This is a genomic window from Streptomyces sp. NPDC058685, assembly GCF_042714725.1.
Taxonomy (GTDB): Bacteria; Actinomycetota; Actinomycetes; order Streptomycetales; family Streptomycetaceae; genus Streptomyces.
Map to the genome: position 1 here is coordinate 194,497 of NZ_JBHXSL010000001.1, position 21,256 is coordinate 215,752.

The 21,256-nt window shown below is 72.5% G+C and carries 15 protein-coding genes; 9 read left to right on the forward strand and 6 right to left on the reverse strand.

Going from position 1 to position 21,256, the window contains the following annotated elements; all coding sequences use genetic code 11:
- Positions 1-14: 14 nt before the first annotated feature.
- Both ACFWU3_RS00950 and ACFWU3_RS00955 read right to left on the reverse strand, forming a co-directional pair.
- Positions 15-1,637, reverse strand: coding sequence for a M23 family metallopeptidase (locus ACFWU3_RS00950; RefSeq protein WP_384429191.1), 1,623 nt, complete (start codon positions 1,635-1,637; stop codon positions 15-17).
- A 235-nt stretch (positions 1,638-1,872) separates the two neighbouring features.
- Positions 1,873-2,844: an esterase/lipase family protein gene (locus tag ACFWU3_RS00955; protein ID WP_384429194.1), complete on the reverse strand. Its 972-nt coding sequence runs from the start codon at positions 2,842-2,844 to the stop codon at positions 1,873-1,875.
- 373 nt (positions 2,845-3,217) lie between these two features.
- On the opposite strand from ACFWU3_RS00955, the gene ACFWU3_RS00960 reads away from it, so the two are divergent.
- Positions 3,218-3,631: a cobalamin B12-binding domain-containing protein gene (locus tag ACFWU3_RS00960; protein ID WP_313944600.1), complete on the forward strand. Its 414-nt coding sequence runs from the start codon at positions 3,218-3,220 to the stop codon at positions 3,629-3,631.
- Between the two features lie 367 nt (positions 3,632-3,998).
- Here ACFWU3_RS00960 and ACFWU3_RS00965 read toward each other — a convergent pair whose 3' ends face one another.
- Positions 3,999-5,618: a DUF5691 domain-containing protein gene (locus ACFWU3_RS00965; protein WP_384429197.1), complete on the reverse strand. Its 1,620-nt coding sequence runs from the start codon at positions 5,616-5,618 to the stop codon at positions 3,999-4,001.
- Between the two features lie 27 nt (positions 5,619-5,645).
- Positions 5,646-6,995, reverse strand: coding sequence for an SWIM zinc finger family protein (locus tag ACFWU3_RS00970; RefSeq protein WP_384429200.1), 1,350 nt, complete (start codon positions 6,993-6,995; stop codon positions 5,646-5,648).
- A 118-nt stretch (positions 6,996-7,113) separates the two neighbouring features.
- On the opposite strand from ACFWU3_RS00970, the gene ACFWU3_RS00975 reads away from it, so the two are divergent.
- The 7 genes from ACFWU3_RS00975 to sucD all read left to right on the forward strand — a co-directional run bounded on the left by ACFWU3_RS00975 (position 7,114) and on the right by sucD (position 16,682).
- Positions 7,114-8,226: an AAA family ATPase gene (locus tag ACFWU3_RS00975; RefSeq protein ID WP_384429203.1), complete on the forward strand. Its 1,113-nt coding sequence runs from the start codon at positions 7,114-7,116 to the stop codon at positions 8,224-8,226.
- A complete protein-coding gene (locus tag ACFWU3_RS00980) occupies positions 8,223-10,751 on the forward strand; it encodes a DUF5682 family protein (protein WP_384429206.1) in 2,529 nt (842 codons plus the stop codon). Before ACFWU3_RS00975 ends, ACFWU3_RS00980 begins: the two co-directional genes overlap by 4 nt.
- Complete coding sequence (locus ACFWU3_RS00985) at positions 10,748-12,037, forward strand: vWA domain-containing protein (protein ID WP_384429209.1); 1,290 nt, start codon at positions 10,748-10,750, stop codon at positions 12,035-12,037. The genes ACFWU3_RS00980 and ACFWU3_RS00985 overlap by 4 nt, the downstream gene beginning before the upstream one ends.
- 93 nt (positions 12,038-12,130) lie before the next feature.
- Positions 12,131-13,126: a hypothetical protein gene (locus tag ACFWU3_RS00990; protein ID WP_384429212.1), complete on the forward strand. Its 996-nt coding sequence runs from the start codon at positions 12,131-12,133 to the stop codon at positions 13,124-13,126.
- Positions 13,127-13,233: 107 nt separating this feature from the next.
- Entirely contained in the window at positions 13,234-14,139 is a 906-nt protein-coding gene (locus ACFWU3_RS00995; protein WP_384429215.1) for a hypothetical protein, read from the forward strand.
- Positions 14,140-14,594: 455 nt separating this feature from the next.
- Complete coding sequence (gene sucC / locus ACFWU3_RS01000; protein WP_313944592.1) at positions 14,595-15,776, forward strand: ADP-forming succinate--CoA ligase subunit beta; 1,182 nt, start codon at positions 14,595-14,597, stop codon at positions 15,774-15,776.
- Between the two features lie 21 nt (positions 15,777-15,797).
- Positions 15,798-16,682 (forward strand): succinate--CoA ligase subunit alpha, encoded by an 885-nt coding sequence (gene sucD / locus ACFWU3_RS01005; protein ID WP_313944591.1) that lies wholly within the window; start codon positions 15,798-15,800, stop codon positions 16,680-16,682.
- 114 nt (positions 16,683-16,796) lie between these two features.
- Here the strand turns inward: sucD and ACFWU3_RS01010 are convergent, their stop codons facing one another.
- Entirely contained in the window at positions 16,797-18,350 is a 1,554-nt protein-coding gene (locus ACFWU3_RS01010) for a sigma factor-like helix-turn-helix DNA-binding protein (RefSeq protein ID WP_384429219.1), read from the reverse strand.
- 116 nt (positions 18,351-18,466) lie between these two features.
- Between ACFWU3_RS01010 and ACFWU3_RS01015 the strand changes: the two genes are divergently transcribed.
- Entirely contained in the window at positions 18,467-20,326 is a 1,860-nt protein-coding gene (locus ACFWU3_RS01015) for a DUF6350 family protein (protein ID WP_384429222.1), read from the forward strand.
- Here the strand turns inward: ACFWU3_RS01015 and ACFWU3_RS01020 are convergent.
- On the reverse strand, positions 20,316-21,104 hold the full coding sequence (locus ACFWU3_RS01020; protein WP_384429225.1) for a hypothetical protein: 789 nt from the start codon (positions 21,102-21,104) through the stop codon (positions 20,316-20,318). The genes ACFWU3_RS01015 and ACFWU3_RS01020 overlap by 11 nt on opposite strands.
- Between the last annotated feature and the right edge of the window lie 152 nt (positions 21,105-21,256).

Sequence of the window (21,256 nt, forward strand, 5' to 3'; positions counted from 1 at the left end):
GTACGGGGGTCGGGCTACGCGGGGTCGAGGCCGTGGCTGCGCAGCCAGGGCAGTGGGTCGATCGCCGCGCCGCCGCCGGGCCGGACCTCGAAGTGGAGGTGCGGGCCGGTGGAGTTGCCGGAGTTGCCGGAGTACGCGATCACGTCACCGGCCTTGACCGAGCCGGACCGGATCTTGGTGGTGCTCAAGTGGCAGTACCAGGTCTCGGTGCCGTCCGCAGCGGTCACGATGGCCATGTTGCCGTAAGCGCTGTTGTACTGCGTACGGACGGTGCCGTCGGTCGCGGCCATCACCTCGGTGCCGTACGACACCGGGAAGTCGATGCCCGAGTGCAGGGACATCCAGTTGACGCCGGCCTGACCGTAGTAGGCGCTGAGGCCGCCCTGCTTCACGGGAAGGACGAACTTGGGGCGCAGCGCCTCGAGACGCTTGGCCTCCTCCAGACGCTTCTTCCGCTCCGCCTCCTGGCGCGCCTTGAGGTCGAGGCGTTCCTGGGTGCGGGAGGCGCGGTCGCCGAAGTCGCGGGCGTCGGCGCTGAGCGCGGCGAGCTGCGTGTCCATCTTGTTGTTCGCGGCGGCCGGCTTGACCGATGCGGGATCGGCGGCAGCCAGGTTCTGGGTGCTGTTGTCCTTGGTCTCACCGCCGCTGATGCCACTGACCGAAGCGGCGGCGATGCCCGCGACGCCCATCACGCAGGCGGAGGGCACGGCGACGGTGAGCAGTGCGGATCGCTTGGCCGGGGTGCGACGACGGCCGCGGCTGCCGCCGGACCGGCGGACGGGGCGCGGCGTGACCGGGGTGGCACCGATGAGCGCGGGCTCGAGCTCGTCCCCCGGCTCCTCGACGGAGTCGGCGTCCATGGCCGTGCTGTCGTCGGTGTGCTGCTCGGCCTCGTGGCCGCCGTCGAAGTCGGGCCCGTACGCGGAGTCGTACTCGGACGCGTACTCCGCCTCCGACGCGTAGTCCGCGTCCTGGCCGGTCTCGACGGGGGAGTCGTAGCCGGGCGTTGCCTCGGCCTCGTACTGCTCCGCGTACTCCTGCGTGTGGTCCGGGGCGTACTCACCGGAGAACTCCGGCAGCAGTTCCGTGCCGAACTCCTGCTCAGGCGTGAACTGTTGCGGTACGAGGGCTTCCGCGCCCGTGTTCCAGGCGGTGGCGTCGTAGGTGCCGGTCTCGTGACCCGGCACCGCCCACTGGCCGGTGGTGTCGTACGTGAAGGTGGCCGCGGCCGTCTCGAACTGGCCTGTCTGCGCACCCTGGTTCCACGCGGAGGCGTCCCACTGGCCGGTGGCGTCGTACTGACCGCTCGGGTCGTAAGGGACCCCGGCCTGCACACCGGCGTCGTACTGCGCGGTGGTGTCGTACTGGCCCGTCGTGTCGTACTGACCGGCGGTGGCGTACTGACCGGTGGCCTCGGTGAACTGCTGGGCCTGGTCTGCCTGGTGCTGCGCGCCGTACACGTCGTAACCGGCGGTGCCTGCCTGGTGCGACCCGGTGTCCCACTGGGACGAGTCGTACTGACCGCTGTGTCCGGCCTCGTGTCCCGGAAGCGCACCGAAGAGCGGGTCGGTTTCAAAGCTGCCGGAGGGGTACCCGTCATATCCGACGTACCCGGCGTGGGCGTGCTGGTCGTTCACCAACTTCTCTCTCGCCTCGGCAGCAGGACCTGTGTTCAGGGGCCACGGTGCAGTCGGGTCCCGGAGCGAACGCAGTGGCGGCGACTGTACCCGGCGGTATGCGACGGCGACAATCTTCCGCAGGTTTTAGGGAATCAGGAAACGGGCATTCGGCCGTGTTTCGGCGGACTGTGGGCAGAGCTTTGGCCCTACGTTCGAAAAACGTTCGACAATCTGTCACCGCTGAGGCCGCGACTCAGGCAACCGAAACGGCTCCGGACGCGTCCGCCGACGACGTGCTCGTCTCGAGTGCCTGCCGGATGCCGGCGGCGACGGCAGGGTGGACCGGCAGGGCGAGATGGCCGATTCCGCTGACTCGCACGTTCTGGGCGATGAGGTCCGGATGGTCCACACAGGCCGTCTCGACGGGCACCATCAGCTGGTCCAGGTCGCTCCAGAAGCTCACGAAGCGCGTACGGCAGCCGGGCGCGGGGCCGCGCAGCTCCTCGATCACGGCCGAGCCGGGGCGCATCTGCCGCACGATCGGATGGGCACTGGCGAGCGGGGCGACGGTCGTGCCGGAATGCGGGGTGCCGAGCGTGACGAGGGTGCGGACCCGCTGGTCGCCGCCGAGGCACTGCACGTAGTAGCGGGCGATGAGTCCGCCGAGGCTGTGCCCGACGATGTCGACCTCGCCGCGGCCGGTACGGGCGCAGATCTCCTCGATGTGCCGGCCGAGAAGCTCGGCGGCGGTGCGGATGTCGCAGGTCAGCGGGGAGTAGTTGAGGCACTCCAGATGGCGCCAGCCGTGGCGGGCCAGCGAGCGGCGGAGCAGGACGAAGACGGAGCGGTTGTCGACGAAGCCGTGGAGCAGTACCGCGGGCGGAGGGGCGGGCACCGCGCCGGTCGGCAGTGGCGTGGCGGTGGGTGCGGGCCCGCACTCGAGCTCGGACGCCGGCTCGGCATCGAGCGGGCGCGGGTTGCAGGCGCCCTCGTCCGGTGACCGGCGGCTCCCGTCGCCTGCCGGTCCGGGTTCGCGGTCCTGCGGGTGGCCGGGGCCGGGGCGCTCGGCGAACAGCCCGGAGGGGTAGAGCAGCAGATGCCCGGCGAGGATCGCCAGCTCGAGGGCGGTGGCCTGGAGAAAGGTGACAGGCACTTTCAGGTTGCAGAGGCTTCGCAGGTGGCGCACGGGGCGCAGACTCAGGGAAATGAAGGGCACCGCCGTCATGGGCCGACCTCCGTACGGCACGCTGGAGACGACACCGTCCCCCGTGTGCCCTCATGGGGCCTCCGCAGGTACGACCTTGTGCCTTTGGCCCGTCGCCGGATGCCGGTATCGACACCGGGGACGGCGGCGGGCCAAAGGCAAAGGTGCCGTACCCCGGTGCCGCGCGGCTGACGGCAGGGGAGGTACGACCCTGAAGCGGCTCCCTTGTGATCGTCCCCGTGGACGGCTTGTGTGCCGCCCGGTACGGGTACGACGCTTAGCGAACTTGTCCCATGTGTGATTTCCCCCTCGCTGACCTCCGCGAAACGGTCGGGTGCGGGATGCTGGAGATAACGTTCGTTCACTGACGACGGAGTCAGGTGTGGAGGCAGTGATGGGTGTGACCGGTCCGATCCGCGTAGTGGTGGCCAAGCCGGGGCTCGACGGCCATGACCGCGGGGCCAAGGTGATCGCGCGAGCGCTGCGCGACGCGGGTATGGAGGTCATCTACACCGGGCTCCACCAGACGCCCGAGCAGATCGTGGACACGGCGATCCAGGAGGACGCGGACGCGATCGGTCTGTCGATCCTCTCGGGCGCCCACAACACCCTGTTCGCCAAGGTGATCGAGCTCCTGAAGGAGCGCGAGGCGGAGGACATCAAGGTCTTCGGCGGCGGCATCATCCCGGAGGCGGACATCGCACCGCTGAAGGAGCTCGGTGTGGCGGAGATCTTCACGCCGGGCGCGACGACGACGTCGATCGTCGACTGGGTCAACGCGAACGTCCGCGAGCCCGCCGGAGCGTGACCCGAACGGCCCCATGGCTGAGCATCACGGGCGGTCGGAATGGGTGTCCCAGGGCGGGCGTGCGGCCGGAGCGCCGTGGGCCGTACGACCGGGTGCCGGGTGCCGTGGGCCGTACAACCGGGGGAGCGGTGGGCGACCTACCGAGGTTGCTTCTGTCGGGGTGGTTGCTGTGGGTGACGGCCGGACGGGCCGGAGCCGCTTCCGTCACGTTCTGTGGCGGATCGCGCCCCCGTCACCGGTCGAGGACGGGTGGACCGGCCCCGGTGTCGTGGGTCGGTGACGGGCCGGCCTCGGTGTCCTGGCCGGTGACGGACCGGCCCGACCCGGGTTCCCGGTCCATGACGGGCCGGCCCGCGACAGGGTCCCGCTACACCGATGGCATCAGCTCCTGCCGCATCGCCTCCCGCAGCCGCAGCGTCGACACCAGGCGCTGGAACGCCTCCGACCAGTAGCCCCCCGCCCCCGGTGACGCCCCCTCCACCTCGTCCGGGGTCGCCGTCAGCAGGTCGAGACGGCTCGCCTCCGCGGGATCCAGGCAGCGCTCCGCCAGACCCATCACCCCGCTGAAGCTCCACGGATAGCTGCCCGCGTCGCGTGCGATGTCGAGTGCGTCCACCACCGCGCGGCCCAAGGGCTCCGACCAGGGGACTTCGCAGACGCCGAGCAGCTGGAACGCCTCCGACAGCCCGTGCGCCGCTATGAACTGCGCGACCCAGGCCGCCCGCTGCTCCTCCGGCAGCGTCGCGAGCAGTTTCGACCGCTCGGCCAGGGACGACGTGCCGGGGCCTGTCTGCGGCGGGGTGCCCGGCGGGCCGAGCAGGGCCCGGGACCAGTCCGCGTCCCGCTGGCGGACGGCCGCCCGGCACCAGGCCGCGTGGAGCTCCTCGCCCCAGCCGTCCGCGACCGGCAGGGCGACGATCTCCTGTGGGGTGCGCCCGCCGAGCCGCTCGGCCCAGACGGTCAGGGGCGCCGCCTCCACCAGCTGGCCCAGCCACCACGAGCGCTCCCCCCGCCCCGTCGGCGGGGTGGGCACCACTCCGTCGCGCTGCATGTCCGCATCGCACTCGTGCGGCGCCTCCACGGCTATCGACGCGCTGCCGCCGTCCCCGCTGCGGTCCGGTCCGACGCACGACACCGCCCGTGCGGCCATCCGTCCGGCCAGGGCGGAGTGCGGCAGCGCGGAGAGCAGTTCGGCCGCCGTCGCCCGGACATTGCGGCTGCGGTCGGTCAGCGCCTGCTCCAGGAACGGCTCGTCCGCATCCGTCAGTCCCGTACGCAGGGAGTCGAGGAACATCAGCCGGTCCTCGGCCCGTTCGGTCGGCCAAGTGCCGGCCAGCAGTGTCCTCGCCCGGCCCGCGTCATGCGCCCGCACGGCAGCCAGCAGCGCGACCCGCTCGGCGAACAGACCCTCCTCCCACAGTCGTTGGACCGCTTCCTCGTCGGTGAGGTCCGGCAGCAGGGCACCGCCGCCCGACGAGCCGCGCAGCGCGAACTTCCACTCCGGATTGAACCGGGCCAGCCACAGCCCGCGCGCCCCTGCGAAGGCGAGTGCCTGCGGACGCAGGTCCGTGCGGGCCCGGGCCGCGTCCAGCAGCGCGGGCAGCAGGGGCGGCGGTACCCGGTAACCCTGTTCGTTGGCCGCGGCCAGCCATTGCGGCAACAGCTCGGTCAGGTCGGGGGCCGTGCCTCTGCGGCCTCCCGAGGAAGGAGCGGAACGGTCGGCCAGCAGCTGTGCCAGTCGGCGCCGGGCCGGTACCGGCAGGTGCCGGCGGGTGTCGTCCGGCGCGGGCTCCGGACGGGCGGCCGCCTGGGCCGGCACGAGACCCGCCCTGCGCCGCACGGTGTGGATCGCCGCGGCGTCCAGCAGTGCCGCGGGTGCGTCCCTGCCCGTGGCCGTCACCGGTTCCGGCGGCGTGCGGCGGTCGGTGCCGAGCAGGGCCGAGGTGACGAGCTCTTCCCACAGGGCGTCGTCGATGATGCTGGTCATGGGTGGCGTCCTCCGTACCTTCACAGTTCAGACGAGGGGAACCGTCTCGGCCGCGTCGTCGGACCAGGCGGCGAGAGGAGTGAAGCCCTCGTGCCCGCACTCCCCGAACACGGTCACCGGACCGCCGCCGGACAGCGCAACGAGCTTCCACAGCCCGGGCCGGCCCAGCGTGCCGGGCGACAGCGGCAGAGCCGACTCACCGTCGGCGTCGGCCAGTTGCCATCCGTCGCCGGCCGGGACGGGTATCACCTCGGTCAGGGTCGCCGGCCAGGAATCCAGCCACGGATCGTCCCGCAGAGCGCGCCCATAGGAATCGAGCGCGGTGGCCACCGGACCGCCCGGCGGCGGTGACGCGATCGGGACCGGTGTGCCGAACTGCTCGCCCAGGTCAGCGCGCAGTTGCCCCGCTCCCGCATGGGGAGTCAGCTCGGTGTCGATCATCATCCCCACCGGCAGGGCGAGTTGTGGAGAACGGCCTGCCGCGCCGAAGGAGAGGATCACCGCCGTACGTCCGGAGGACCGCCCGTGCATCCACGTACGGCGTGTGGTGATCTTGCCGTCGGACGTGTCGTACTGGGCGAGGACCATCCATGCGTCGCGCACCGCCGGGCCCTCGGCCGGCGAGGTGAGACCGACGCGCGTGCGCACCGCCGCCGCCAGAGGCTGGGGAAGCCGCTCGATCCCCAGCCACGCCGAGTCCAGCAGATGGATGAGCGCGCACTCCTCCAGCAGTCTCACCGGCCAGCCGGGCCCCGATCCCGGAATGGCGCCCAACTCCCGCACCCGGGCCGCCAGTCCCGGCGCCTGGGCGTCGACCATGCGGGCCGCGGTCTCCTCCCACAGGCCGTACCCCGACTGCTCGGCCGCCGCCAGTCCACCGCGGAGCAGATCGCCGAGCCGCTGCTCCAGCTCGGTCGCACCCGCCGTGATCCGGCCGGCCCTGCGCTCCGCGCGCCGCTTGGCCGCCTCCGGGTCGGCGCTCCTGGCGGGCGCCCCCGCGTCCCCGTCGCTCCCCTCCTTCTCCACGGCGCGCTTGCGCCGCCCCTCCAGCCACTCCTCGGCCCAGTCCGGCGCGCTGCCGGCCTGCACCGCCTTCTCGTCCCCCGCCCAGAGCAGCAGCAGCCCCAGCGCGTGCTTGCAGGGGAACTTCCGGCTCGGACAACTGCACTTGTACGCGGGCCCCGTGGTGTCCACGACCGTCTGATACGGCCTGCTGCCACTGCCCTTGCACAGCCCCCACACCGCTCCCGTGCCGCTCGTGCCTGCTTCGGACCACGGCCCGGCCATGCCGAGCCTGTTTCCCGCTTTGCGTGATGCGTCGTCAGGAGCCAGTGCCAGCACCTGTTCCGACGTCCAGCGCACCCCCTGCTGATTCATGGTGACGACGCTACGGGCAGCCACTGACAAACCCATCTGACCTGCGAGGACGGTTGATTGTCAGTGGCATGGTGCACGGTGGGAACCACATCGGATCGAACGATCTGGAGGGGGAAGCATGACCGTGTCCGAAACCGGAAATGCCACGGGCGCCGAGGCTCTGCGGCCGCATGCGGAGGACGCCTTCGCGGACGAACTGGCGGCGCTCGCCGCGGCCGACGACCGGCCGCGTCCGGTCAACTGGCGGCTGTCGCCGTGGGCGGTCGCCACCTATCTGCTCGGCGGCACACTGCCCGACGGCACGGTGATCACACCGAAGTACGTGGGACCGCGCCGGATCGTCGAGGTCGCCGTCACCACGCTCGCCACCGACCGGGCCCTGCTGCTGCTCGGCGTGCCCGGCACCGCCAAGACCTGGGTCTCCGAGCACCTCGCGGCCGCGGTCAGCGGCGACTCCACCCTGCTCGTGCAGGGCACGGCGGGCACCCCGGAGGAGGCGATCCGCTACGGATGGAACTACGCGCAGCTGCTCGCCCACGGCCCCAGCCGCGACGCCCTCGTGCCCAGCCCCGTCATGCGCGCGATGTCCGACGGCATGACGGCCCGGGTCGAGGAGCTCACCCGTATCCCCGCGGACGTTCAGGACACGCTGATCACGATCCTGTCCGAGAAGACGTTGCCCGTACCCGAGTTGGGGCAGGAGGTCCAGGCGGTCCGCGGCTTCAACCTCATCGCCACGGCCAATGACCGCGACCGCGGGGTCAACGACCTCTCCAGCGCGCTGCGCCGCAGGTTCAACACCGTGGTGCTGCCCCTGCCCGCGACGTCGGACGCGGAGGTCGACATCGTCTCCCGGCGCGTCGACCAGCTGGGCCGCTCGCTCGACCTGCCGGCCGTGCCGGAGGGCCTGGAGGAGATCCGTCGCGTCGTCACCGTCTTCCGGGAGCTGCGCGAAGGCGTCTCCGCCGACGGCCGCACCAAGCTCAAGTCGCCGTCGGGCACGCTGTCCACGGCCGAGGCGATCTCCGTCGTCACCGGCGGCCTCGCGCTCGCCGCGCACTTCGGGGACGGCGTGCTGCGGCCGGGTGACATGGCGGCCGGCATCCTCGGCGCGGTCGTCCGCGACCCGGCGGCCGACCGGGTCATCTGGCAGGAGTATCTGGAGACCGTGGTGCGCGAGCGGGACGGGTGGAAGGACTTCTACCGTGCCTGCCGCGAGGTGAGCGCATGACGGGCCCGCTGCTGCTCGGTGTCCGTCACCACGGACCGGGCTCGGCGCGTGCGGTGCGGGCGGCCCTGGACGCGGCCTCGCCCCGGGTGGTGCTGATCGAGGGCCCGCCGGAGGGGGACGCCCTGTTGGCGCTCGCGGCGGACGAGCAGATGCGGCCGCCGGTCGCTCTGCTGGCCCACGCCGTGGACGACCCGGGGCGGGCGGCGTTCTGGCCGCTGGCCGAGTTCTCCCCGGAGTGGGTCGCCCTGCGCTGGGCGCTCGACCGGGACGTCCCGGTCCGCTTCATCGACCTCCCGGCCGCGCATTCGCTGGCGCTCGCGGCGGAGGAGGAGGCGGCCGCCGGGGCCCGTCCCGAGGAGCCCGGCCCGCTGGAGGGCGCCGATCCCGAACGGCCGGCGGTGGGTTCGACGGACCCGGGGTGGGACGCGGTGCCGGACGGCGCACCGTCGGCTGAGCTGTCGCCGCAGGAGCGGTCGCCGCACGAGCCGGTGTCGGACCGGCCGTCTCCACAGGAGTCGGCGGCCGGGAGCGGGGACCCCGAGTGGGATGCCGTCCCGGGGGAGCCGGGAGCGGGCCCGGACAGCGCGCCGTCCGACGCCGGTATGCGCATCGACCCCATCGCCGTCCTCGCCGAGACCGCGGGGTACGACGACCCCGAGCGGTGGTGGGAGGACGTCATCGAGCACCGCGGCACGGACGGCGCCGACGGCGACCCGCGAGCGCCGTTCGCCGCCCTCGGCGAGGCCATGGCCGCGCTGCGCGGGATGTACGGACACGGCGGGCACGACCGCGACCTCGCCCGCGAGGCCCATATGCGGATTCAACTGCGCACGGCGCGCAAGGAGTTCGGCGACGAGGTCGCGGTCGTCTGCGGCGCCTGGCACGTCCCGGCGCTCGCGGAGAAGACCACCCTCACCGCCGACAGGGCCCTGCTGAAGGGACTCCCCAAGCTCAAGACGGAGATGACCTGGGTGCCGTGGACCCATCGCCGGCTGGCCCGCCACAGCGGGTACGGGGCGGGCATCGACTCGCCCGGCTGGTACGGGCATCTGTTCCAGGCGCCCGACCGTCCCGTCGAGCGCTGGATGACCAAGGTCGCGCGGCTGCTGCGCGACGAGGACAGGATGGTCTCCTCCGCCCATGTCATCGAGGCCGTCCGGCTGGCGGAGACCCTCGCGGCCATGCGCGGCCGCCCCCTCGCCGGACTGACCGAGACGACCGACGCGATCCGCGCTGTCATGTGCGACGGCTCCGACGTGCCGCTCGACCTGGTCAGGGACCGGCTCATCGTCGGGGACGTGCTCGGCGAGGTGCCGGACACCGCCCCCGCCGTGCCCCTTCAGCGGGACCTCACCCGGCTCCAGCGCAGTCTCCGGCTCAAGCCGGAGGCGCTGGAGCGGGAGGTGGAGCTGGATCTGCGCAAGGACAACGACGCGGCCAAGAGCCGGCTGCTGCACCGGCTGTGCCTGTTGTCCGTCGGCTGGGGCGAGCCGGCGACGGGGCGGGGCAGCACGGGCACCTTCCGCGAGAGCTGGCGGCTGCGCTGGGAGCCCGAGCTGTTCGTCAAGGTCGCCGAGGCCGGCGTGTGGGGGACCACCGTGCTCTCGGCCGCCACGGCGAAGGCGGAGAGCAAGGCGGTGTCGGCGACCGCCCTCGCCGAGGTGACCACGCTCGCCGAGCAGTGCCTGCTGGCCGAACTGCCCGACGCCCTCTCCGTCGTGATGAAGGCGCTCGCCGACCGAGCCGCGCTCGACGCCGACGTCGGTCACCTCGCCCAGGCGCTGCCCGCGCTCGCCCGTTCGCTGCGTTACGGCGACGTGCGGTCCACCGACACCGCCGCGCTCGGCGAGGTCGCCACCGGGCTCGCCGAGCGGATCTGTGTCGGCCTGCCGCCCGCGTGCACGAATCTCGACGCGGACGGCGCCGCCGAGATGCGCGGCCACCTGGACGCGGTCCACACCGCGATCGGGCTGCTGCCGACGGCCGCCGAACTGAGCAGCCGTTGGGGGTCGGTGCTGCACCGGCTCGCCGGCCGCGACACCGTACCGGGGGTGATCCGCGGCCGGGCGGCCCGCCTGCTGCTGGACGACGGGCGGCTCGAGGAGGACGAGGCCGCGCGGCTGATGAGCCTCGCCCTCTCGCTCGGCACCCCGCCCGCCGAAGCCGCGGCCTGGATCGAGGGGTTCGTCGGAGGAGCGTCGGGCGGCGGCATGCTCCTCGTTCATGACGAGCGCCTGCTCGGCCTGGTCGACGCCTGGTTGACGAGCGTGCCGGCCGACGCGTTCACCGATGTACTGCCGCTCCTGCGCCGCACGTTCTCCGCGTACGAGCCGGGCGTGCGCCGCACGCTCGGCGAGCTGGTCCGCCGCGGACCCGCCGCGGCGCCGGGCGGTCCGTCGCGGCCGCAGGCGGGGATGCCCGGCTTCGGTGCCGGACTGGACGAGGAACGCGCGGACGCCGTGCTGCCCGTGCTGCGGATGCTGCTCGGAATCGACGACAACGACCTTGCGGGGGCGGGCCGATGACCCGGACGACTGATCCGGCGACGACAGATGCGACGACGATTCGTCCGGCGACGACCGACGTGACGGCTACCGACGTGACAGCGACCGCTGGGTCCACGACGGAGCGGACCGCGGCCGGGGCGACGCCCGGCGACGAGCGGCTGCGCCGGTGGCGGCTCGTCCTCGGCGGCGAGTCGGCGGACGGCACGGGCTGCTCCCTGGCCGGGACCGACGTGGCCATCGACGGAGCCCTGACCGCGCTCTACGGCAACGGCGGCGGACGGCCCGCCGGCGACCGCAGCCGCGGCCGTTCGGCCGGGCTCGGTGCTTCCGCGCCGTCCGTGGCGCGCTGGCTCGGCGACATCCGTACGTACTTCCCGAGTTCCGTCGTCCAGGTGATGCAGCGCGACGCCATCGACCGGCTGGGGCTGTCCACGCTGCTGCTGGAGCCCGAGATGCTGGAGGCCGTGGAGGCGGACGCCCACCTCGTCGGCACCCTGCTCTCCCTCAACAAGGCGATGCCCGAGACGACCAAGGAGACGGCCCGGGCCGTCGTGCGGAAGGTCGTCGACGACCTGGAGAAGCAGCTCGCGACCCGGACGCGCTCGACGCTCACCGGGGCTCTGGACCGATCCGCGAAGATCAACCGTCCGCGGCACCGGGACATCGACTGGGACCGCACCATCCGGGCGAACCTCAAGAACTACCTGCCCGAGTTCAACACGGTCGTACCCGAGCGGCTGATCGGATACGGGCGGGCGTCGCAGTCCGTGAAGAAGGACGTCGTGCTCTGCATCGACCAGTCCGGTTCGATGGCCGCGTCCGTCGTCTACGCCTCGGTGTTCGGCGCGGTCCTCGCCTCCATGCGCTCCATCGCCACCCGGCTCGTCGTCTTCGACACCGCGGTCGTCGACCTCACCGACCAGTTGGACGACCCGGTCGATGTGCTCTTCGGCACCCAGCTCGGCGGCGGCACGGACATCAACAGGGCGCTGGCGTACTGCCAGTCGCAGATCACCCGGCCCGCCGACACGGTGGTGGTCCTGATCAGCGACCTGTACGAGGGCGGCATCCGGGACGAGATGCTCAAACGGGTGGCCGCGATGAAGGCGTCGGGTGTGCAGTTCGTCGCGTTGCTCGCCCTGTCCGACGAAGGGACGCCGGCGTACGACCGGGAGCATGCGGCGGCACTCTCGGCGCTGGGCGCACCGGCCTTCGCCTGTACGCCCGACCTTTTCCCGGACGTGATGGCGGCCGCGATCGAGAAACGGCCACTGCCCATACCGGACATGGTGGCTCATCAGTAACAGGGGGCTTGCGCAGCCCCGGGAGGAACGTGCGAGCATCGTCCCCGATCGACGCGGAACGTCCGCTTCCGCCGATGGGGAAGGTCTCTCGCCGTGTCTGCCGCAGCTGCGCCCTCCGCTACTGCCGTTCTGCGCGTAGTGCGCCGTACGGCGGTCCAGCGGCATGTGGTGCGGGGGCGGCTGCTGCGGGTGCTGCTGTTCCTCGGCGGCCTGTTGACGGTGGGGTTCCTCTACGGGGGCCAGGCGCACGCGGCGGAGGCGGCGGGCCCCGCACAGTCGGTGACGACAGCTGGGGCCGGCGCGGCACAGGACATGCGCGGTGCGGCAGAAAACGTCGTGCGCGGTGCGGCGACTTCGGGGCCCTCGGAAGCCTCGGGGGCGTCGAAGTCCGCCGACCGGGCCGAGCCCGTACCGGCCACGGACGCCCCGAAGCAGGCTCAAGCTCTGCGGCCTGTACGGCAGGTGGTCGTGCCGGAGCGGGTCACCGCTCGCGACACCGCCCGACCTCTCACGCGGCCGCTGAACCGGTCCATCGTCGAGCCGCTCGCTGAGCCCCTGGTCACGTCGCTTGCTGAATCGCTCGCCGCGCCGCTGACGCCGATCCTGGCCCGGACGCCTGGCCTTCCCCACGCGCCCGGCCTTCCCGAGGGCCTGACACCGCCTCTCGGCACGCCGCCCCTCGACGGCAACGAGCCGCACACAGCACCGCAGCTCCCCTCCGTCGACAACTCAGCGCTCAACCCCGCGTTCCCCGCGGGTCCATGCGGACCCACGGCCGAGACTCCGGCGGCGACGGTCGCGCACCGGGCCTTCGGCGCGGACCGTTCCGTCCGTGCGGCTGCCGCTGCCCGGACCACGGCGGACGACCCTGCCCCGGCGCCCGCGCCCGGGCAGGCGCCCGGGAAGCCGTGCGGCATCGTGCCCGGGGCGCTCCAGCAGTCCGGCGACAGCCACACACCGCGGTCCGGCGACCAGGCGACGCACACGGCGGGCGGTACGGCCTTCGCGCCGTCGCCCGGTGCGGTCCGGGCGGCGGCCGGTGAGCCGACGCGTGAACGACCCGGCGACATCCTCGAATTCCCCGGCTAGGGCAGCCCTTCCCCAACTCGAGACCTCCCGCGCGGGGGTGGGACAGGTCTGCCCGCCGTCCGGACGACTCCGGACAGCCGAACGCTTTCGAAGGATCAGAAGCCAGCATGAACAAGAACATTCGCCGTTCCATAGCCGTAGCAGCCACCGCCTCCGGGATGTGGGCGCTCGGGACCGCCATGGCCAGCGCCGACGAGCTGCCCGTCTCCGTGCCGCTCTCCACGCCGGACCTGGCGGCCGAGCTCCCGGCGGCCCCGGAGGTCCCCGAGGCACCCGCCGCCCCGGAGACGGTCGTCCCCGAGGTGAAGGACCTCCCCGAGGCCCGGGATCTCGAGCCGACCGCCCAGCGCCTCGTCCACGACGCCGAGCACGACGCCGAGCGCACCGCCGCCGAGGCGCAGGGGGAGATCGACTACCTCTTCGGTCCTCTGTCCGACTTCGCTCCCGAGCTCGAGCGGGTCCCGGCCGACGCGCAGGCGCAGGTCCGGAGCACGGTCGGTGCCACGGGTCCCGTCGTCGACGAGACGGCCACCGCCGTGCTCCCGCCCGTCGCCGCCACCGCCGTCGACTCGGTTCTCCCCGTGGCCGACCGGGCCGTGGGTGACGCGGGTGTCCTCGCGGGCGGTGTCGTCGGCGAGGTGTCGCCGTTCGCGGGCGGCATCGTCTCCGGCGTCCAGCCCCTGGCCGGGGGCGTCGTCTCCGAGGTCGGCCCATTCGCCGGCGGTGTGGCCGGTTCGGTCCGGCCGGTGGTCGACACCGTCGTCTCCCACGTGCAGCCGGTCGCGCACGGCGTCGGCGGCAGCGCGGGGAGCCTGGCGCAGGGTATGACCGGGGACGTGCGGCCGTTCGCGGGTGCCGCCCTCTCCGGCGTACAGCCCTTCGCCCACGACCTGACGGGCGCCGTCACCGACGACGTCCACCCCCTCGCGGGCAACGCCGTCGACGGCGTCCAGGGCGCGGTCTCCGCCGTGACGCCGAGCTATGTCCCGGCAGCCCCGTCGTACGGCATCTGAGACGGCATCTGACAGATCGGTCCGGTCTACGGACAGATCCGGCACGGATTCGGCGGCATCTGTCGAAATCGCCGGATACCCGGGCGAATACCTTGCCGACCCGGTGGGCAGCAAGGAAACAACGGCCCGGGCCGGGTCATCGGGCGGTCCTCATTGGGGTGAGGGCCGCCCGGCTCAGGGCGCGTCCCCCGAAGGTGTCCGCAGGCATCTGTCGGTGGCGTGGCCGACGGTGCGATCTGTTCGCGCGGCCGATGGTGCGATCTGTGACTGTTATCACCGCTCATCTGTGAGCTGCAATTTAGGGAGCCACGTTCCACGGGGATAACCTGCGAGGCGGACATGCCGCGTGCCCGGACACCGTGTACGCCTTCCTTGTGACACCGCAGTCACGTTGCCCTTCGCGGCACGCCCACGCAGACAACGAACCGCGATGATGAGAAAAGGGACGGACGCGCGTGGACCTGTTCGAGTACCAGGCGAGGGACCTCTTCGCCAAGCACGGTGTACCGGTGCTGGCCGGTGAAGTCATCGACACGCCTGAGGCGGCGCGCGAGGCTACGGAGCGTCTGGGCGGCAAGTCGGTCGTCAAGGCGCAGGTCAAGGTCGGTGGCCGCGGCAAGGCCGGCGGCGTGAAGCTGGCCGACGGCGCGGACGACGCGGTCGAGAAGGCCGGTCAGATCCTCGGCATGGACATCAAGGGCCACACGGTCCACAAGGTGATGATCGCCGAGACCGCGCCCGAGATCGCCGAGGAGTACTACGTCTCGTACCTCCTCGACCGCACCAACCGCACCTTCCTGGCCATGGCCTCCGTCCAGGGCGGCATGGACATCGAGGAGGTCGCGGAGAAGACCCCCGAGGCCCTCGCGAAGGTCCCGGTCGACTCCAACGAGGGTGTCACCCTCGAGAAGGCCCGCGAGATCGTCGCGCAGGCGAAGTTCCCGGCCGAGGTCGCGGAGCAGGTCGCCGAGATCCTCGTGACGCTGTGGAAGACCTTCATCGCCGAGGACGCGCTCCTCGTCGAGGTCAACCCGCTGGCCAAGGTCGCCGACGGCCGTGTCATCGCCCTCGACGGCAAGGTCTCGCTCGACGAGAACGCCGAGTTCCGGCAGCCGGGCCACGAGGAGTTCGTGGACCACGCCGCAGCCAACCCGCTCGAGGCTGCCGCCAAGGCCAAGAACCTCAACTACGTCAAGCTCGACGGCGAGGTCGGCATCATCGGCAACGGCGCGGGTCTGGTCATGTCGACCCTCGACGTCGTGGCGTACGCCGGTGAGGCGCACAACAACGTCAAGCCCGCCAACTTCCTCGACATCGGTGGCGGCGCCTCCGCCGAGGTGATGGCGAACGGTCTCGAGATCATCCTCGGCGACCCGGACGTCAAGTCCGTCTTCGTCAACGTCTTCGGTGGCATCACCGCCTGTGACGAGGTCGCCAACGGCATCGTCCAGGCCCTGGAGCTGCTGAAGTCCAAGGGCGAGGAAGTCACCAAGCCGCTGGTCGTGCGCCTCGACGGCAACAACGCGGAACTGGGTCGCAAGATCCTCTCCGACGCGAACCACCCGCTCGTGCAGCGCGTGGACACCATGGACGGCGCGGCCGACAAGGCCGCCGAGCTCGCCGCGGCTGCGAAGTAAGGGACGAGGGACACCACAGTCATGGCTATCTTCCTCACCAAGGACAGCAAGGTCATCGTCCAGGGCATGACCGGCGCCACCGGCATGAAGCACACCAAGCTCATGCTCGCCGACGGCACCAACATTGTCGGCGGTGTGAACCCGCGCAAGGCCGGCACCAGCGTCGACTTCGACGGCACCGAGGTGCCCGTCTTCGGCTCCGTCGCCGAGGCGATGGAGAAGACCGGGGCGGACGTCTCCGTGCTCTTCGTGCCGCCGGCCTTCGCCAAGGCCGCCGTCGTCGAGGCGATCGACGCCGAGATCCCGCTGGCCGTCGTCATCACCGAGGGCATCGCGGTGCACGACTCCGCCGCCTTCTGGGCGTACGCCACCAGCAAGGGCAACAAGACCCGGATCATCGGCCCGAACTGCCCCGGCCTGATCACCCCCGGCCAGTCCAACGCCGGCATCATCCCGGGCGACATCACCAAGCCCGGCCGCATCGGTCTCGTGTCGAAGTCCGGCACGCTGACCTACCAGATGATGTACGAGCTCCGTGACATCGGCTTCTCCTCCGCCGTCGGCATCGGTGGCGACCCGGTCATCGGCACCACGCACATCGACGCTCTGGCGGCCTTCGAGGCCGACCCGGAGACCGAGCTGATCGTGATGATCGGTGAGATCGGCGGCGACGCCGAGGAGCGTGCGGCCGACTTCATCAAGGCCAACGTCACCAAGCCGGTCGTCGGTTACGTCGCGGGTTTCACCGCCCCCGAGGGCAAGACGATGGGCCACGCCGGTGCCATCGTGTCCGGCTCGTCCGGCACGGCGCAGGCGAAGAAGGAGGCCCTCGAGGCCGCGGGCGTCAAGGTCGGCAAGACGCCGACCGAGACGGCCAAGCTCGCACGCGAGATCCTCGGCGGCTGATCATCACCGCCTGAATCTCTGCCGAACGCACGGACGGGCCCGCGCCTCATGACGAGGCGCGGGCCCGTCCGCGTTCCCGGCCGCACTCGGGCCGGCCCGGTGACGGCCGCCCTCCTACGGGATGGTCGGTACGAGTCGTTCCGGGCCGTGGACAGGCTCGGACAGCAGCTTCTCGCGCAGCATGTGATTGCGCGGGTTGATCGGCTGCGGTCCGGCGAGCGGTGGTACCCCGCCGACCTGATGGCCGGGAGGCACCGCCGGCTCGTACTGCGTCGGCGCGGTGGCCAGGGTGAAGCCCGTGGCGCCCATGATCAGCGTGGTGACGCTGAGCGCCGCCCGTGTCCACAGCCAGGCCCGGCGCTCGCTGGTCGTCCGTACGGCCCTGGGCGGGTTGAGCTGCGGCACGGGAGCGGCGTTCGCGAGCGCGATCAGCTGATTGCGCAGGACCGTGGGGTCGCTGAGGTGGGGGAGCTGCTCGGCGATGGCCTCGCGCGCGTGCAGCAGACGGTTCGCCGCCGCGGGAGTGCTCGCCTCCGTCTCGGCGGCCGTGTCGGGCAGGTCGAGGCCGAGGCCGTCGTAGAGCACGAGGGTGCGGCGGTAGGCGGGCGGCAGCTCCAGCAGCGCTTCGAGCAGTTCGCGCTGTTCGCTCTCGACGAGCGGCGGGTTGTCGGGGTGCCGGTGGACGGGCCGCAGCCGCTGCCAGGGGGACATGGCGAACTCGTACGCGGCCGCCCGCACCCAGCCCGCCGGGTCGCGGTCGCGGGCCACCTCGGGCCAGCGCTGCCAGGCGAGGTGGAAGGCGCGCTCGACGGACTCGTGGGCGAGTCTGCGCCGGCCGGTGAGCAGATAGGCCTGGCGTACGAGGCCGGGGGCGCTGTACGTGTACAGGGCGTCGAAGGCCTCGGCGGGGGTGGACACGGGTCGCCTGTCCAGGGGCTCCGTGCCGGCCGCGGTCTCCGCTGCCGGGGCCATGGCTGGCTCGCTCCCGCCGCCGGCCGGGCCGGACCCGCCTTCACCCGCGACGTCGGCGCCTGATCCGGCGTCGCCCGCGCCATCAGGCCGGTACCCGCCTTCGCTCGCGTCATCGGGCCGGGACTCGACATTGCCCGCGTCGTCGGGCCGGGACTCGACATTGCCCGCGTCTTCGCCGCCGGAACCGCTGTCCCCGGCCACCGGCGGCATCTCCGCCGTGGTGCCGCCGGGCTCGGGGTCCGCTGCCGACGCCGTCCGCACCGGCGTCGGTTCGACCGGCACCGGGTCCCCGGCCGTCTCCGGAGGCTGTTCGATGTCCGTCGCAGATGCCGTGACCGGGGCGGTCTCCGGAGCGGAGGTGCCCGGTGACGTGCTCCGCGGCCGGGCTGCGGGGGAGGGCTGTCGCCCCGACACCGTCTCCTGTTCCGGATGCGGCCCCGACGCCGGTTCCGGTTCCGCTTCCGGTTCCGACCCGGGAGCCGGGTCCGGGTCGGTCAACAGCTTGGCGTACACCTCACGCCTGCGCCCCCGGGGGCTGCTGCGGCCCGTTTCCCACGACCGGATCGTGGCTCTCGTGACGCCGACGGCGGTGGCGATCTCCTGCTCGCTCATCGACTTCGCCTCGCGCAGCCTGCGGCGCTCCTTGGGGGAGGGCAGCGGAATGCTCGAACCGGAGCGTGTCGTGCTCTGGGTCATGACCGGCTCCCCGAAGCGCAGCACTCTGCGGAAAAGTACATAAACGTATATTGAGCGACACAACGACTATTCGCCCGTTACGTGGATAAAGCGCGTGTCGTTGGCAGCATGGCCGCGTGACCCAGACGACCGATCACAGCCCTCCGTTCTCGGCTCCGGTGCTGCTCCAGGGCGGCCGGCGGCCCGCGCTGGCCGCTTGCCTCGTGCGCGGGGCGATCGCGGCCGGACTCGGGCTCGGTACGTTCGCCGTCCTGGTGATCGCGCTGTGGATCAGTTCGCCGTATCCGGACAGTGGTCCGAACGGGGCGCTGCATGTCGCGGCCGGGCTGTGGCTGCTCGCCCACGGCGCGGAACTCGTCCGCTCCGAGACCCTCTCCGGGCAACCGGCGCCCATCGGGATCGTGCCGCTGCTGCTCGTCGTGCTGCCGGCCTGGCTGGCGCACCGGGCGGCCCGCGACGGTCTGCTGCCCGCCGACGACCGGCCGCGCCCGTCGGCGCGGGGAGCGCTGTGTGCGGTCACGCTGGGATATCTGCTGGTCGGCGCGGCTGCCACGGTCTACGCGGCGGGCGGACCACTGGCGCCGGATCTGCTGAGCGCCGTGCTGCATCTGCCGCTGGTGACCCTGGCGGCGGTGGGGGCCGGGGTGTGGACGGCGAGCGGCCGTCCGGGCGGTCCGCTGCCGGAGTGGGTGCCCGCGCGGCTGCGGAAGGAGCTCGCCCGTACGCGGGTGGCTGTCGCCGTGCGGTCCGGGGCGGCCGGTGCGCTGACCCTTCTGGGCGGTGGCGCACTGCTGGTGGCGGCCTCGATGGTGTGGAACGCGGACGCCACGCAGGACTCGTTCCTGCACCTCGCGGACGTGTGGTCGGGGCGGCTCGCGGTGCTGATGCTCGGGCTGACGCTGGTCCCCAACGCGGCCGTGTGGGCCGCCGCGTACGGGCTGGGGCCGGGCTTCGCGCTCGGCACGGGAGCGACGGCGACCCCGCTGGCGCTCACCGGGGACCCCGCGCTGCCGCACTTCCCGCTGGTCGCCGCGGTGCCGGCCGAAGGGCCCGGCACGCCGCTGAACTGGGCCGCTGCGGCCGTGCCGCTGGCCGCGGCGCTGATCGTCGCCCACTTCACCGCGGACCGGGCCGCGCCCCGCCACGGCAACCGCGCGACGGCGTGGGGGATGGGTGAGACCGCGCTGGCGGCGTTGCAGGGTGCGATGGTCTGCGGCGTACTGACAGGTGTCCTCGCGGCGGCAGCCGGCGGGCCGCTCGGTACGGGACGGCTGACGGCGTTCGGCCCGGTGTGGTGGCTGACGGGCGCGGCCGCGCTGGTGTGGTCGGCGGTCGTCGCGGTGCCGGTGGCCCTGGGGCTGCGGGCCTGGCGGGTACGGGGCAGGGCCGCAGGGGCCGACGGGTCACCGGTTCCGGCTGCCGTTGTGCCGGGACCCGCGGCATCTGCGCCCGTCGGTGCGGGCGGCGTGGAGGTGGCCGACATGGCCGACATGGACGACGCGGAGTTCGACCCGTACGACTTCCTGCCGGAGTTCCCCACCGGGTCCCGGAAGACCGACGCGTCGCCGGACGGTACGGCCGGGACATCCGACGAGTCCTCGGAAGGGGCCGGGCAACGGGCCGGGGACGCCACCGGATCGGACCGCGACGACCGCGCGCCGTGGGCCGTGCCGCTGAGCCCGTGGCCCAAGGCCCCCGGACTGTCGAGTGTTGCCCTCGGCACGGACCGCGCCAAGGCGGACGGCGAGAAGGCGGACTCCCCGGCAGCCGACCGTAGGGAAGACCCCGGGGCAGTTTCCACGACCAGCCCTGCGACGAACCCCACGGACCATCGTGCGGATACCGGCACTGCCGGGGCGGACGCCGCACGGCCGAGCCCCGAGCTCCCGGCCCTGCTGCCCGATGCTCTGCCGGACAGGCCCGCGGGCTCTGGGGACGCGGACCGGGACGACTCCGGTCCGCCAGCTACTCCTTGACGCCGATGACCCCGCGCAGCGGGTCGGGCAGCTTGTCGTTGCAGGCCAGCTGCCCGGTCTTCGTCAGCGAGTCGTTCACGCACGTGTAGTAGTCCCGGTAGACCAGCTGCGCGGTGAAGGACGCGGCCACGATCACCAGGGCGATGCTCGCCATCACCAGACCGCTGACGGCGGACGTGATCTGCGAGCGGTTCGGGGTCTGCGGCGCCTGCGGGGTGGCCGGCGGCGCGACCGTCGGGTCCGCCGGGCGGCGCTGGGGCTTGGCACGCAGGGAGCTGATCGCCCAGTACAGCGCGAGCGCGCCGAGCAGCAGCGCGATCTCCGGGAAGTCGAACAGGGCGAAGAAGAACGCCCACATGCCCGAGAGCAGTGCGTAACGCGCCCGGCGCTGGGACGGGTCGGTCGGGTCCCAGCGCATGCCGCCCGTGCTGGGAGGTCCGCCTTCGGGGCCCTGCTGTCCGCCGCTGTTCTGCTGGTTCTGGCCTTCGGGGCGGCCGCCGAAGCCGCCCGGGGAGCGGCCCGGCTGGCGGCTGCTCCACTGGCTGCCCCACACGGGACGGTCGTCGGAGCCGGACGGGTCGGAGGAACCGGAACCCTGGCCGGATCCCGATCCGGACGAGTCGTCGGGAGAGCCGGAGGAACCGTCGTTCGCCGGGCGCCGGGGCTGCCACGGCTGGTCGGGCCGCCCCTCGGGCGGAGGGGCGAAGGGGTTGTTGTCGTCCGTGGACTGGCGCTCCCGCGGCAACAGGAGGTCCGTACGGCGGCGTCGGTCCGGCATCTGGTGAACGTCTTCCCCTCAGACCCTGTTGCGCGTGGGGTCTTGTGTCGTCGTGCCCGTCGAGGGACGGGTCCTGTCCCCAGACGCTACCTCCCGGCCACGCCCCCGTCCCGTGGGGGCTCTTCTGTGTGCCGGTATCGTTGCTGACGGTC

What these genes read in the sequence shown, in the direction of transcription:
- ACFWU3_RS00955 (WP_384429194.1), bottom strand. Translation starts at nt 2,844, where the DNA reads ATGACGGCGGTGCCCTTCATTTCCCTGAGTCTGCGCCCCGTGCGCCAC.
- ACFWU3_RS00960 (WP_313944600.1), top strand. Translation starts at nt 3,218, where the DNA reads ATGGGTGTGACCGGTCCGATCCGCGTAGTGGTGGCCAAGCCGGGGCTC.
- ACFWU3_RS00965 (WP_384429197.1), bottom strand. Translation starts at nt 5,618, where the DNA reads ATGACCAGCATCATCGACGACGCCCTGTGGGAAGAGCTCGTCACCTCG.
- ACFWU3_RS00970 (WP_384429200.1), bottom strand. Translation starts at nt 6,995, where the DNA reads ATGAATCAGCAGGGGGTGCGCTGGACGTCGGAACAGGTGCTGGCACTG.
- ACFWU3_RS00975 (WP_384429203.1), top strand. Translation starts at nt 7,114, where the DNA reads ATGACCGTGTCCGAAACCGGAAATGCCACGGGCGCCGAGGCTCTGCGG.
- ACFWU3_RS00980 (WP_384429206.1), top strand. Translation starts at nt 8,223, where the DNA reads ATGACGGGCCCGCTGCTGCTCGGTGTCCGTCACCACGGACCGGGCTCG.
- ACFWU3_RS00985 (WP_384429209.1), top strand. Translation starts at nt 10,748, where the DNA reads ATGACCCGGACGACTGATCCGGCGACGACAGATGCGACGACGATTCGT.
- ACFWU3_RS00995 (WP_384429215.1), top strand. Translation starts at nt 13,234, where the DNA reads ATGAACAAGAACATTCGCCGTTCCATAGCCGTAGCAGCCACCGCCTCC.
- sucD (WP_313944591.1), top strand. Translation starts at nt 15,798, where the DNA reads ATGGCTATCTTCCTCACCAAGGACAGCAAGGTCATCGTCCAGGGCATG.
- ACFWU3_RS01010 (WP_384429219.1), bottom strand. Translation starts at nt 18,350, where the DNA reads ATGACCCAGAGCACGACACGCTCCGGTTCGAGCATTCCGCTGCCCTCC.
- ACFWU3_RS01020 (WP_384429225.1), bottom strand. Translation starts at nt 21,104, where the DNA reads ATGCCGGACCGACGCCGCCGTACGGACCTCCTGTTGCCGCGGGAGCGC.